A 12385-nucleotide genomic window follows, 5' to 3' on the forward strand; every position below is an offset into this window, starting at 1 on the left:
GGCTCACGCCCTCACCAACTGATGCAGCAACTGGCTCAGATCCTCCTGCGAATACGGCTTGGCCAGCCGCGTCATTCCAGGCGGCAGCGCCGGGATGTCTGCAAAGCCGCTGGCCAGGATGAAATTCAAGCCCGGATACCGCTGCGCAATGTGTTCGGCCAGCTCGACGCCGTTCATGCCCGGCATGGCGTAGTCGGAGATGACCACGTCAAAGCGTGCCTGGCGCGCCAGCAGGTCGATGGCCTCCTGCCCGGCGCCGAGGGCCGTGACACGGTGGCCCAGGTCCTCCAGCAGGGCCGAGGCGTTGGCCAGCACCAGCGGGTCGTCGTCCACCAGCAGCACGTCCATGGGTCCCACGTCCTGCGTGCGCTGGGCGCCCAGGTGGCAGGCCGTGCTCTCGTCCTTGGAGATGGGCATCCACATCTCCACCGTGGTGCCGTTGCCCGGTGTGCTGTGCAGCACGAGCTTGCCGCCGGATTGGGCCACCAGCCCGTCCACCATGGCCAGGCCCAGGCCGGTGCCCTTGCCCACGCCCTTGGTGGTGAAGAAGGGCTCGACCACGCGGGACAGCGTCTGCTCGTCCATGCCCTCGCCGGTATCCTTCACGCGCACGCAGACATAAGAGCCTGCGGCAAGGCCTGCAAGCTGGCGCGGCAGCGTCGTTTCCACGGCCGCCGCGATCTTGATGACGCCGCCGCCCGGCATGGCATCGCGCGAGTTGGCGACAAGGTTGAGCATGCTGCTCTCGAACTGGCTGGGGTCGGTGAGGATGCGCGGCAGGTTGGCGGCCAGGGCCATCTTGAGAAAGATATGCGGGCCGGCCGCCTGCTGCAGCAGATCTTGCAGGCCCGACAGCAGCACCGCCACGTCCACCGCCTGCGTCTTCAATTCCTGCTGCCGCGCAAAGGCCATCATGCGCTGGGTCAGCGAGGCGCCACGCTGGGCGCCGCGCGTGGCGGTCTCCACCAGCGCGCGCAGCCGCTCGTCGGGCGGCATGCGCTTGCGCAGCAGCTCCAGGCTGCTGAGCACGGCCATCAGCAGGTTGTTGAAGTCATGGGCCACGCCGCCCGTGAAGCGGCCGATGGCCTCCATCTTCAAGGCCTGGCGCAGCTGGGATTCGGCGGCCTTGCGCTCGGTCACATCGCGGGTGACCTTGGCAAAGCCGATCAGCCGGCCGTCATCGTAGATGGCATCGATGACCACCGAGGCCCAAAAGCGCGAGCCATCCTTGCGCACGCGCAGGCCTTCGGCCTCCATGCGGCCCGTGCTGACCGCCGTGCGCAGCCCCGCCTGCGGCAGCCCGGCCTGCTGGTCTTCGGGCGTGTAAAAGCGCGAGAAATGGGTGTTGAGGACCTCCTCCTCCTCATAGCCCTTGATGCGCTTGGCGCCCAGGTTCCAGCTCACGATGCGGCCTTCTGGGTCGAGCATGTAGATCGCATAGTCGGTCACGCTTTGCACCAGCAAGGCAAAGCTGCGCTCGGCGCTGGAAAGCGGGCTGGACAGGGGCGGGGGCGCGGACGGCGGCGCTGCAGGCGAGTGCGCATCGGCCTCGCGCACGCACAGCAGCAACGCCGGGCTGCCGTCCAGCAGCCGTATGCGCGATGTGCTCGAAGCCACGGGCCGCTCGCGCCCTGAACAGGTCAGCAGCGGCCAGCAGCTGGCCTGACGGGGCTGTGCGGCCTGGGCAGGCTCCCATTGGCGGCTTGCCCAGCCTGAACGCGCAGCCTGGGCCACGAAACGCTCTTCGAAAACGCTGCCCTCCAGCGCATCTCCGGAGTGGTCCAGCAGGCTGCGGGCCTGGCGGTTGCAGTGGGCCAGACGGCCGTCGAGTCCAACGACAAAGACGGCGTCGGGAAACGCATCCAGAACGGCGTGGCCCGGGTCAAGGGGCAAGAGAGCGTCGGAGCCTGGAGAGGCCGACGCCAGACCATTCGAGGTCAGCATGTGAGCGACTCCGTAGGCAAATGGGTTGAATGCGCCGCGAAAATTGTAAGCAGCACGGATTCATCGCAAGCGGTTGCATCACAGGATCAGGGACGCGCTTCCTGCTCGTGCTCGGAAGCCACCGGGGCAGGCACGGCGCCCAGGTCGGGTTCGGAATGCAAGGCCTCGCTGAGCTGGTCCACCACCAGCGCCCAGGTCGCATCGGCATGCCACTGCTGCGAGAACAGGGCGCGTTGCGCATCGGTCCAGAACGGAGCGTCCACCAGCAGCGTGTTTTTCTCCAGGCGGTGCGAAAGAATGAACTGACGGATGCCCTCCGGGCTGGAGTCCAGTCCCAGCTGATCGAAGAGGTTGGTCATGGTGGGTTCGGCTGTGATCATGGTGTGTCCTTCTTGGGTGTGGCGGGGGTTGGTCCAAGGCTAGAAGCTCGGCCGGCTGCCCCATGTCGGACACCGAAGCAAGCTACCGTCGGAAGCCCTTCTGCGCTTGGGCCGCAGTGCCCGCGCACAGCACAGCCCTGCTCCTACAAGGCAGCACCAGCGCACTGGCGCACCATGCAGCCACCTCATCACAGGACATCTATTCCATGAAAAAACTGCTGCTTGCCACCGCCATTTCCCTTGCCTTCGCCGCAGGCCTGTCGACCGCCCACGCCCAGGTGGGGAAGGCCGCCTCCGAGGCCGCCGACGCCGCAGACCACAAGGTGAAGGAAAAGCAGGCCGACGCCAAGGCCAAGGACAGCGGGCCGGTCGGCAAGGCCGTGAACAACGTCAAGTCGGACTACCACAAGAAGCGCTCCAAGCAGTCGGCAGACAACGCCAAGGAATCGCTGAAGAAGGCGACCGAGTAAACGGCACTGCCCAAATGGACAAAGGCCCACTTGCGTGGGCCTTTGTCTTTTGCAGAGGCCGGCGCTGCCGGCGCGGCCTCAGAAGCTGTGCCGCAGCGTCACCATCACATTGCGCGGCGCACCGGGCAGGTTCAGGTTGGGGCTGGTGCCGTGGGCCGAGACGATATAGCGGCGGTCGAACAGGTTGCGCAGGTTCAGCTGCACCGTGGTGGCACGGCCGATGCGGTACTGGGCCATGGCATCCACCACCGTGTAGGCAGGCAGCGTGACGGTGTTGCCGGGGTTGGCAAAGCGGTCGCCCACGTAGTTGAGGCCGCCGCCCACGGTCCAGGCATCGCCCAGGCGCTGGGTGAGCCAGACAGACAGGGAGTTCCTGGGCGTGATGGTGGCGCGCTTGCCCTGCACGGGCTGGCCGGCGTCCACGGTGGTGGATTCGGTGACCACGGCATCCAGGTAGGCGTAGCTGAAGGTGGCCTGGGTGCCGGGGCGCAGTTCGCCGGACAGCGACAGCTCCAGGCCGCGCGTGCGCTGCGTGCCGATGGGAATCAGTTGGGTGGGCTGGGCCGGGTTGGTGGTCTTGATGTCGGTGCGTTCCAGCTGGAACAGCGATGCCGTCGCCATGGCCTTGCCGTCCATCAGGTCCCATTTGCCGCCCACTTCATAGTTGGTGGTGCTTTCCGGCTTGATGGCGGCATTGGTGGCCGACAGCGCAAACATCTCGGCCGAAGGCTGGTAGGAGCGGCTGACCGACAGGTAATAGGACTGCACGGCATCGGGCTGCCACACCAGTCCGGCGCGCGGGCTCCAGGTGGAGTCCGTGCGGCTGAAGTCGCTCTGGCCGGCCAGGCGGTTGTCGGTTTCCTGGCCGAAGCGGTCATAGCGCAGGCCCACCAGCAGCTTCCACTGCGGCGACAGCGTGACCTGGTCCTGCAGGTACAGGGCCCGCGTGAGGTAGCGGTTGAGCGTGCTGCCGCTCAGGGTGCCGCCGCCGTTGAGCGGGGCCACGGGCAGCACGGGGTTCCAGAGGTTCACGTTGGCCAGGGTGCCGCCGCTGTAGGACAGCGCATCCTTGTTCTGCTGGCCCAGCTCCAGGCCGTAGAGCACTTCATGCTGCACGCTGCCGGTGCTGAAATTCTGGATCAGCTCGGTCTGGTTGAAGATGCCGTGCTCGTTGCGGTCCACGCCCGAGCGGGTCAGCGCCACGGTGCCGGCCGCCTCGTTGGTGGTGCCGGCCGGCAAGGTGTTCTGGCGGTCCAGCTCGTAGTGGTAGTAGCGCAGCGCGTTGCGCACGCGCAGCGTGTCCGAGAAGCGGTGGTTGAAGGTGGCGGTGAAGGAGCCCACGGTGGATTCGGAGGTGTCCGCATCGCGCGCATTGGCCGAGCCGTAGTAGGTGCCGGGCGCCACATCCACGGGGCGGCCGCGGTAGGCGGGAATGCCGAAGTCGGTGACGCGCTTGTCGCGCAGCAGCTCGGCCTGCAGCGTCAGCGAGGTGTTGCCGTCCGGCTTCCACATGACGGAGGGGGCGATGGTCTCGCGCTTGAGGAACTGCTGGCTGCGGTAGCTGTTGGCGTCTTCGGCGGCGCCGGTGACGCGCCAGGACCAGTCGCTGCCCTCGGGCGCGCGGCCTACGTCGAATTCGGCACGCTTGTCGGCCCAGCTTCCCACGCTGACGGCCACGTCGGAGACATTGACGCCCGGCTTCTTGGTCACGCGGTTGACCAGGCCGCCCGAGGAACCCCGGCCATAGAGCACGGCGGCCGGGCCCTTGACGACTTCCACGCGCTCGATGTTGGAGAGGTCGCGGAAATACAGCGCATCGTCGCGGAAGCCATCCACGAACTGGTCGCCGATGCTGGTGAAGCCGCGGATGCTGACCTGGTCGCGCTGGCCGTCGCCGTGCGACAGGCCGATGCCGGCCACGTTGCGCAGCGTGTCCTGCAGCGAGGTGGCGGCCTGGTCGCGCATGACCTGCTGGGGGATCACATTGATGGTCTGGGGCACGTCGCGCAGCGACGCCTCGGTCTTGGTGCCGCTGGCGGCCGAGGGGGCGTAGTAGGCAGTGTCCTCCGCGCGCGAGGCCAGCACGCGCACTTCTGCCATGACGGCGCCTGCCGCGCCGGAGCTGGCAGCCGGGCCGCCGCTGCGCTCCACGGTGAAGGTACGCTCATCCTGCGCACGCACCTGCAGGCCGCTGCCGGCCAGCAGGCGCTGCAGGGCCTCGCGCACTTCCAGCGTGCCGCGCAGCGCGGGCGCCTGCAGGCCCTGGGCCACATCGGTGAGGAAGATGATCTGGGCGCCGCTTTGGCGCGCCAGCGCGTTCAGCGACTGGGCCAGCGGCTGGGCCGGCAGGTCCACGGCCAGGGGCTGGGCATGGGCCAGGCCGGCAATGCACAGTGCGGCGGCCAGGGCCGCGATGCGAAAGCGCGGCAGGCCGGCGACGGTAGGGGAAGGGTTCATGGCGACATCTCTCCTGAGGCGTTGGGTACGGGATACGGGATAGGGGATACGGCTTTTGCGGCAAGCCCCTCCAGGGCCAGCTCGGCCCCGGGCGCGATGCCGGTCTGCCTGTAAGCCGCTGCAGCGCGCAGGTTTGTACACATGGCCACGGAAAATTTCTGGATCAGGCCAGCGGCTGCAGGGACAACTGCCGGGCGGCCTACCTGTGCCTACCTGTGGCGCGTGGAGATCAGCACGCGGCCGTCGTCCTCATGCCGCACCTGCACGGGGGCAAGGCGGGGCAGCAGGTCCAGCAGCTGGTCGATGCGGTCCAGGTCGAACTGCCCCGAGATGCGCAGCTGCGCCGCATGCCGGTCGGCCAGCACGATGGGTGCGCTGCGGTAGCGCTGCATCTGCGCCACGGCCTCGGACAGCGGCGTGCCGTCCAGCACCAGGCGGCCCTCCCGCCAGGCCAGGGCGGCCAGGGCAGCGGCGCCGTCGCCCGCCTCTGCCGGCACGAACTGCGGCAGCGGCCGGCCGGCGCGCGTGCGCAGGTGCTGGCCGGTGGACAGCTCCATGGGTGCGCCGCCACCCTCCATGGAATGCACGCGCACCCTGCCCTGCAGCACGGTGATGTCGGCACCATCCTCATGGCGGTGCACGCCGAACACGGTGCCGATGTCCTGCACCACCACGCCGCCGGCCTGCACGGTGAAGGGCCGCTGCAGCCAGGGCACCCAGCCGTGCCAGAAGGCATGGGATACCTCGAAGGACGCCTCCCCCTGGTCCAGCACCAGGCGGCGCGAGCGCAGGTGCTGCGCCACTTGCACGCGCGAGCCGGTGTTCAGCCGCACCTCGCTGCCATCGGCCAGTTGCCAGCTCTGGCGCTGGCCCACGGCGGTCGCCAGGGTCTGGCGCTGCAGCGCGGGGTCGGCCCAGAGCAGCAGCGCCAGCGCCGCCAGGGCCGCAGCCGTGCCTGCGCGCAGCGCCCTGCGCTGGCGCAGCTTCTGGCGCTGGGCGGCGGCCTGCTCGATTTCCTCGGGCGTGGGCAGGTGCCGGCGCAGCATGTCGGCAAAGGGGGCCAGGGCGTCATCGACGGGCAGATGGGCGCTGCGCCCCGAAGACTGCGCAGAAGCACCCTGGCGCGCGCTGCGCGTGCCGCCTGTGCTGCGCGTGATCTCAGGCGGCATGGTCGGCCGTGAGCACGGGCTGCACATCGCGCAGCGCACGCGCCAGATGGCGGGCCACCATGCCGCGCGAGATGCCCATGCGCTGTGCGGCCTCTTCCTGCGGCATGCCGTAGAGCTTGGTGAGGATGAAGGCCTCGCGGCTGGCCTGGGGCAGCTGCTCTATCGCCACCAGCAGCGCGCGCTGGCGCTGGGCGGCGGCCACGGCCAGCTCGGGCGGGGACAGCGGCATGGCTGCGGCGGGGGCAAGGCGCTCTTCCAGCTCGGCGCCATCGAAGGGCGTTTCGGGCCGGCGCGCCTGGGCCCGGTGGCGGTCTATGGCCAGGTCACGCGCCAGATGCCGCAGAAAGGCCAGCGGGTTGGCAATGCCCTGGGGAACGGGCCGCTCCATCAACCGCAGGCACAGCTCGTTGACGATTTCGCGGGGCTGGCATTCGTCGCCGAAGCGGTGGCGCAGGAAACCGACCAGTTCGTCATAGTGCTGCACCAGCTGGGCCAGCAGGGGCTCGGCGGGCGGTTGTAGCGTGGAGGGGGACGGCATGGAGGAAAAGCCAATCGCGAAGAAGATCGCAAATGATTCTTATTATCCTATGCAGTTGCCATGCTTACCGTTGGCAAACCGGGCGGTGACGCGCCGCCGCAACAGCGGCGGGCGAACGGCTCAGGGCAGCGGCGCGCGCATTCCCGTGAGTCCCGGCATGACCTCCCGCATGGCCGCGATGAAGGCACGCAGGCGCGCCGGCTGGTGGCGCGCCGGCGGATACACCAGGTGCACGGGCAGCGGCGCGGCCTGCCAGTCCGGGGCCAGGTGCACCAGGCGGCCCGCCTCCAGATCGTCGCGCACGATCCAGGCCGAGGCCAGGGCCGCACCCAGCCCGCCCAGGGCGGCGTTGCGCAGCGCATAAAGGCTGTCGGTGCTGAGCCGGGGCTCGAACTGCAGGCGCCAGGATTTGCACACCCGCTCATCGCCCACGCGGTGCAGTTCCAGCTCGCGCTGGTAGAAGGTGCGCAGCGCAATCCAGGGCAGCCCCTGCAGCTCGCGCGGGTGCTGGGGCACGCTGCCCTGCCCCAGCAAGGCAGGCGCGGCCACGGCAATGCGCGGCACCTCGGCCACGCGCAGCGCGACCACCGATGGATCGACCACGGCGCCCACCTGCACGGCGCAGTCGATGCCCTCGGCAATGAAGTCCGGCTGGCGGTCATGCAGCAGCCACTCGACCTTGACGGCCGGATGGCGGCCCAGGAACTGCAGCAGCGGCGCCATGAGCTGGTCCTGGCCGAATGCGTGGGGCGCGACCACGCGCAGCAGGCCGCGCGGCGTGTCCTGGGCGCCGCGCAGGTCGGACTCCAGCGCCCGCCATGTATCGAGCAGTTCGCGCGCATGGGCCAGGCAGCGCTCTCCGTCGTCGGTCAGCGCCATGGCGTGGGTGGAGCGCCGCAGCAGGCGCAGGCCCAGCGCGCGCTCCAGCGTCTGCAGACGCCGGCTGACCGTGGGCTGGGTGGTGGACATCTGCTGCGCGGCGGCCGAGAGGCTGCCGCTTTCGACGATGCGCACAAAGGTCTGCAGCAGTTCGATGCGGTCTGCGCCCGAAGGCAGGGAGAGGTCGGCGATGGTCATACGCCAAGCGTATATCGATTCTGCGGACGCAGCCACTACCGTGGGTTGCTGCATCGCACCACACTACGGCCATCGTTTCTCAAACACGCCGTATCGGCGGATCAACATGTCTTGCATTCAATCTACGCATAACCAAGCGGCCACCAGCGAAAAGGCATCCGGCGTGCCCCGGTCGCTGGTGCTGCTGATGGCGACCACGGCGGGCGTGGGCGTGGCCTCGCTCTACTACAGCCAGCCCATGCTGGGCGTGCTCGGCCCCGACCTGGGCGCGGGCGAGCGCGCCGTGGGCTTTGTGCCCACGCTGACCCAGCTGGGCTATGCGCTGGGCATTTTGCTGCTGGCCCCGCTGGGCGACCGTATGGACCGCCGGCGCATCATCCTGGCCAAGACCGCCGCGCTGATGCTGGCCCTGCTGGCCAGCGGGCTGGCCCCGGGCCTGGCGCCGCTGCTGGCCGCCAGCCTGGCCGTGGGCCTGGCCGCCACCCTGGCGCAGGATGTGGTGCCGGCCGCCGCCACGCTGGCGCCCGAGCACCAGCGTGGCAAGGTGGTGGGCACGGTGATGACGGGGCTGCTGCTGGGCATTTTGCTGTCGCGCGTGGTCAGCGGGCTGCTGGCCGAGCATGGCGGCTGGCGCAGCGTCTACCTGCTGGCCGCAGCTGCCATGGCACTGCTGGGGGTGGCCCTGTGGCGCGGGCTGCCCAGTTTCAGGCCCACCACGCAACTGGGCTATGGCGCGCTGCTGGGCTCCATGGTGCAGCTGTGGCGCAGCCAGCCCGCGCTGCGCCGTGCGGCCCTGGCCCAGGGCCTGCTGTCGGTGGCCTTCAGTGCCTTCTGGTCCACGCTGGCCGTCATGCTGCACCAGCAGTTCCACATGGGTAGCGCCGCAGCCGGCGCCCTGGGCCTGGCGGGCGCCGCCGGTGCGCTGGCCGCGCCGCTGGCAGGCCGGCTGGCCGACCGCAGCGGCCCGCAGCGCGTGACCTGCCTGGGTGCGGGCCTGGCCCTGGCGTCGTTTGCCGTGCTGGCACTGTCGCCCTGGCTGCCGGCTGCGGCCCGGCTGCCGCTGCTGGTGGCCAGCGCCATCGGTTTCGACTTCGGCATCCAGGCGACGCTGGTGGCGCACCAGACCCTGGTGTATGGCCTGGACCCCGCTGCACGCAGCCGGCTCAATGCGCTGCTGTTCACGGGCGTGTTCATCGGCATGGCCTCGGGCTCGGCGCTGGGCGCCCTGGCCCTGGCGCAATGGGGCTGGAGCGGCGTGGTGGCCCTGGCCTGTGCGGCTTCGGCGGCGGCATTGGCCGTACGGCTGGCGGGCCGCAACCGCTGAACTTCTGCAGGCTGCCGGCAGGCTTATGCCCCGCCCTGCAGCCGTGCCGCGCGCTGGGCCAGCCGCTGCTGCTCCGAGGCGCGCAGGGCAGCGATCTGCGCCAGGATCTGCTGCTGCTTTTCCATCAGGCGCTGCGTGTGCACGCCATGCGCATCCCCCGCCAGGCCCTGGGCAATGCAGGCCAGCGCGCGCGCCGGGTCGCCGCGCTGTTGCCAGGTGTAGGCCAGGTTGAGCTGGGTGCGCGCATCGCGCGGGTCTATGCCTTCGGCCTGCAGGTAGGCCTCATGCGCGGCCGCGAACTGCTCCTGGCAGAACAGGCAGTCGCCCAGCACATTCCACAACCAGGTACTGAGCCAGGGATTGAGGTCCAGCGCGCTGCGCGCCAGCTCGATGCCGGCGGCAAAGTCCCGCAGCTGCAGGCCCACGAATTCGGCCACCTCGCCCAGCAGCCGCCAGTCGCGCGGGCTGCGGGTGATGGCCTGGCGGTAGCTTTCCAAAGCGGCGTCCTGGCGGCCCGACTCCAGGTGCGTGCGAGCCTCATGGGCCGGGGCCTCGAAGAACTGCTGCGCGTCGGCGCTGAAGCGGTTGAGAAAGGCGGCCGCCGTGCGCTCGCATCCCTCGCCGATCAGCAGCCGCGCATGGATGGCCCTTTGCGCATCGCCCGAAGGCGCCAGCACCTGCCAGCCCTCGCGCCCGAACAATTGCGCCAGCAGCGGAAAGTTCAGGCCGATGGCGCTGGTGCGGCCAAAGCGCTGGGAGGCGCCCGCTTGGGCCGCCGCCTCGGGCGTGCAGGCGCCGTAGTCGTTGATGAGCACCAGCCCCTTGGGCGCCAGCCGCTTGTGCAGCGTCTGCAGCGCGCCAAAGGCGCCGTGGTTGACCAGCAGGCGTGGTGCCGCCTCGCTGACGGACAAGGCGGCATCCACCCAGGGCGACAGCGCTGTCTGGTCGCAGTCGAAGAAGCCCACCTCCTGCTCGAACAGGCCCACCAGGGGCAGCAGGCGCGCACGCTGGGCCGCATCCGCATGGTCCACCAGGGCACGGATCTCGCCCGGCGACAGCGCGGTGTACTGGCGCACGAGCTGGGCGTCATCGGTGAGGCGGGTGCGTATGCGCAATTCCTGCACCGGCCCATCGCCCTGCCGCCGCACGACGGTGGCAGGCAGTACGTCCAGCACGTAGTTGCAGAACACGGCGTGCAGCAGCGGCAGGGGCACCGTGCTGCCGTCCGGCAGCTGCATGGCCTCGGGCCGCATGGCGTCGCAGCAGCCGGCCACGACCTGGCCGCCGAACTCGGCAAACAGGGCGCGCTCCTGCCATTGCGCGACCGTGCGGGGAGAGCCGTCGGTGACGTAGTAGACCAGCCGCTGGTCGAAATCACGCCCTTCCTGCTGGCACAGGTGCCGGAAGGCCTGCAGGAACATGCGCGCAAACAGGCCGCAGCCGGCACCCAATTCCAGCACGGCAATGGCGCCTTGCGGCGCGGTGTCCGCGCAGTGGTGGAACAGCAGGGCCGCCGCATCCTCCGAGAGGCGGCCGCTGTTGTTGACCACGTAGGGCACTTCGTTCTCGGCAAAGGTCAGCAGGCCGGCCTGCGCCCAGTGCAGGTGACCCAGCTCCCACTCGATGCTTTCGGTGATGGGGCGAAAGTCCTGCAGCAGCTGCGAGGCAACGCGCACGCCCGAAAGAACGTCCTGCGGGGCGCGGATGGCAGGCGGCCCGCACGGCGCTGCGTCAGCGTCCATGGCGGGAAGGGACGCCGAAAGGGACGCGGACAGGGACACAGGCAGGGGCAGCGAAAGGGACAGTGGCGCGCGCAGGGCGGCCTCGCCCGTCGAAGGGTCGATTCTCAAGATGCTCTCTCCGGAAGATGCGATGGGAGTGACGCCTGCCTGCACGGCAGGCGTCCGGCCAGGCTCAGGGCACGGGCGCCCACTTGGACCAGTTCAGGTCGGCCTGCTCGAAATCGGCCTTGAGCATGCGGCGCATGGCGTCCACCTCGTTCTGGGTGATCTGCGCTTCCTTGACCTGCTTGCCGGTGGCCGCCGTGCGGGCCTTGGCAAGATCGGCCTTGGTCACGGAGGCTGTTCCAGCCCAGATGGACTTGGCGGACCCCACATTCACCCAATGCTTGCCCTGGGACTGCAGGTCGGCCTGGTAGGCGGATTTCCAGCCCATGTTGTTCTGCGACACGGCGTTGAGCAGCTTGGCCAGCGAGCGCTGGTTGCTCACCCCCTGCTGGGCGAATGCCTGCAGGTGAACGCGCTCGAACTTCAGCGGCAGCAGGCCCTGCTTGGCCGCCAGGCTGTCGCGCTCATTCCACCAGCGCGATGCATCGGCGGACTTGACGGCCTCCAGCTGGTTGAGCCAGTCGGCATCGGTGACGATGCTGCCGTCGCCCTTGACCCACTGGAAGCGCTTGAAGCCGATGTCGGCCGCGCGGCCGAAGTTGTGGTTGCTCTCGCCCGGGCCGGCCTTGGTCTGGGTCTCGGCGGCCTGCTGGGCAAAGGTGCGCCGGCGCCCCGTGGGCGTGATCCACAGCGCGATCTTGTGCGTGTCATACATCTGCTGCACCAGGCTGGCCAGCTTGGCGCGGAAGGTGGGCTCGTACTCCGCATCGTTGGCAATGGCGGCCTTGCTGGTGGCCACGTCCTGGGCCTTGGCCTCCAGGTACACCGTCTTGGAGTTCTGCGCGGCGCGCATGCCCTGGTGCGAGGCCGGCAGCATGCCGCTGAGCTTGGCCACCGTGGCCCCTCCGGCTGCCGCCAGGCCCAGCGCCTCCTTGGCACCCCCGGCCTGCGGCTGGCCCGGCGCGGCCTTGGCGGCGGCCAGCTTGTGGTCGTTCTGGAAACGCTCCAGCGCGGCGCGCGTCTGCGCGCCGTAGCTGCCGTCGTAGTCCACGCCCAGATACGGCGCGTTCTTGGCGTCCTTGACCACGCGCAGCATGGCCTGCAGCAGGGCCACGTCATGCACCTGGTTGCTGCCGCCCTCGCCTACGCTGTCCTTGATGTCAGGCATGTTTCTCCCCT

At 69.5% G+C, this 12385-nt stretch carries 10 protein-coding genes; 2 read left to right on the plus strand and 8 right to left on the minus strand.

The features are described 5' to 3' along the window. Positions 1–3: 3 nt before the first annotated feature. Together DA1_RS08735 and DA1_RS08740 are read right to left on the minus strand one after the other, a co-directional pair. On the minus strand, positions 4–1944 hold the full coding sequence (locus tag DA1_RS08735) for a hybrid sensor histidine kinase/response regulator (RefSeq protein WP_034392116.1): 1941 nt from the start codon (positions 1942–1944) through the stop codon (positions 4–6). An 86-nt stretch (positions 1945–2030) separates the two neighbouring features. After that, on the minus strand, positions 2031–2324 hold the full coding sequence (locus DA1_RS08740) for a DUF2789 domain-containing protein (RefSeq protein ID WP_034392115.1): 294 nt from the start codon (positions 2322–2324) through the stop codon (positions 2031–2033). Positions 2325–2530: 206 nt separating this feature from the next. Here DA1_RS08740 and DA1_RS08745 point away from each other — a divergent pair, with 206 nt between their 5' ends. Then, positions 2531–2794, plus strand: coding sequence for a hypothetical protein (locus DA1_RS08745; RefSeq protein WP_034398349.1), 264 nt, complete (start codon positions 2531–2533; stop codon positions 2792–2794). Positions 2795–2872: 78 nt separating this feature from the next. Here DA1_RS08745 and DA1_RS08750 read toward each other — a convergent pair whose 3' ends face one another. The 4 genes from DA1_RS08750 to DA1_RS08765 all read right to left on the minus strand — a co-directional run bounded on the left by DA1_RS08750 (position 2873) and on the right by DA1_RS08765 (position 8035). After that, on the minus strand, positions 2873–5251 hold the full coding sequence (locus DA1_RS08750) for a TonB-dependent siderophore receptor (protein ID WP_034392112.1): 2379 nt from the start codon (positions 5249–5251) through the stop codon (positions 2873–2875). 209 nt (positions 5252–5460) lie between these two features. Next, on the minus strand, positions 5461–6420 hold the full coding sequence (locus tag DA1_RS08755; RefSeq protein WP_034392111.1) for a FecR family protein: 960 nt from the start codon (positions 6418–6420) through the stop codon (positions 5461–5463). Continuing rightward, positions 6410–6958, minus strand: a complete 549-nt coding sequence (locus DA1_RS08760; protein WP_013803066.1) for an RNA polymerase sigma factor — start codon at positions 6956–6958, stop codon at positions 6410–6412. The genes DA1_RS08755 and DA1_RS08760 overlap by 11 nt, the downstream gene beginning before the upstream one ends. Positions 6959–7078: 120 nt before the next feature. Beyond that, on the minus strand, positions 7079–8035 hold the full coding sequence (locus DA1_RS08765; protein ID WP_013803067.1) for a LysR family transcriptional regulator: 957 nt from the start codon (positions 8033–8035) through the stop codon (positions 7079–7081). A 106-nt stretch (positions 8036–8141) separates the two neighbouring features. Between DA1_RS08765 and DA1_RS08770 the strand changes: the two genes are divergently transcribed. Next, complete coding sequence (locus DA1_RS08770; protein ID WP_034392108.1) at positions 8142–9359, plus strand: MFS transporter; 1218 nt, start codon at positions 8142–8144, stop codon at positions 9357–9359. A 23-nt stretch (positions 9360–9382) separates the two neighbouring features. On the opposite strand, the gene DA1_RS08775 is transcribed toward DA1_RS08770, so the two are convergent. Both DA1_RS08775 and DA1_RS08780 read right to left on the minus strand, forming a co-directional pair. Next, a complete protein-coding gene (locus tag DA1_RS08775) occupies positions 9383–11209 on the minus strand; it encodes an SAM-dependent methyltransferase (protein WP_034392106.1) in 1827 nt (608 codons plus the stop codon). Positions 11210–11273: 64 nt separating this feature from the next. Next, entirely contained in the window at positions 11274–12374 is a 1101-nt protein-coding gene (locus DA1_RS08780; protein ID WP_034392104.1) for a M15 family metallopeptidase domain-containing protein, read from the minus strand. Positions 12375–12385 lie beyond the last annotated feature (11 nt).

This window comes from Delftia acidovorans NBRC 14950, from assembly GCF_001598795.1.
GTDB classification, from domain to species: domain Bacteria; phylum Pseudomonadota; class Gammaproteobacteria; order Burkholderiales; family Burkholderiaceae_C; genus Comamonas; species Comamonas acidovorans.

Bases quoted from the DNA above. Each gene is read 5' to 3' on its own strand.
- DA1_RS08750 (WP_034392112.1), bottom strand. From the start codon at position 5,251: ATGAACCCTTCCCCTACCGTCGCCGGCCTGCCGCGCTTTCGCATCGCG.
- DA1_RS08740 (WP_034392115.1), bottom strand. From the start codon at position 2,324: ATGATCACAGCCGAACCCACCATGACCAACCTCTTCGATCAGCTGGGA.
- DA1_RS08780 (WP_034392104.1), bottom strand. From the start codon at position 12,374: ATGCCTGACATCAAGGACAGCGTAGGCGAGGGCGGCAGCAACCAGGTG.
- DA1_RS08735 (WP_034392116.1), bottom strand. From the start codon at position 1,944: ATGCTGACCTCGAATGGTCTGGCGTCGGCCTCTCCAGGCTCCGACGCT.
- DA1_RS08755 (WP_034392111.1), bottom strand. From the start codon at position 6,420: ATGCCGCCTGAGATCACGCGCAGCACAGGCGGCACGCGCAGCGCGCGC.
- DA1_RS08770 (WP_034392108.1), top strand. From the start codon at position 8,142: ATGTCTTGCATTCAATCTACGCATAACCAAGCGGCCACCAGCGAAAAG.
- DA1_RS08745 (WP_034398349.1), top strand. From the start codon at position 2,531: ATGAAAAAACTGCTGCTTGCCACCGCCATTTCCCTTGCCTTCGCCGCA.
- DA1_RS08765 (WP_013803067.1), bottom strand. From the start codon at position 8,035: ATGACCATCGCCGACCTCTCCCTGCCTTCGGGCGCAGACCGCATCGAA.
- DA1_RS08760 (WP_013803066.1), bottom strand. From the start codon at position 6,958: ATGCCGTCCCCCTCCACGCTACAACCGCCCGCCGAGCCCCTGCTGGCC.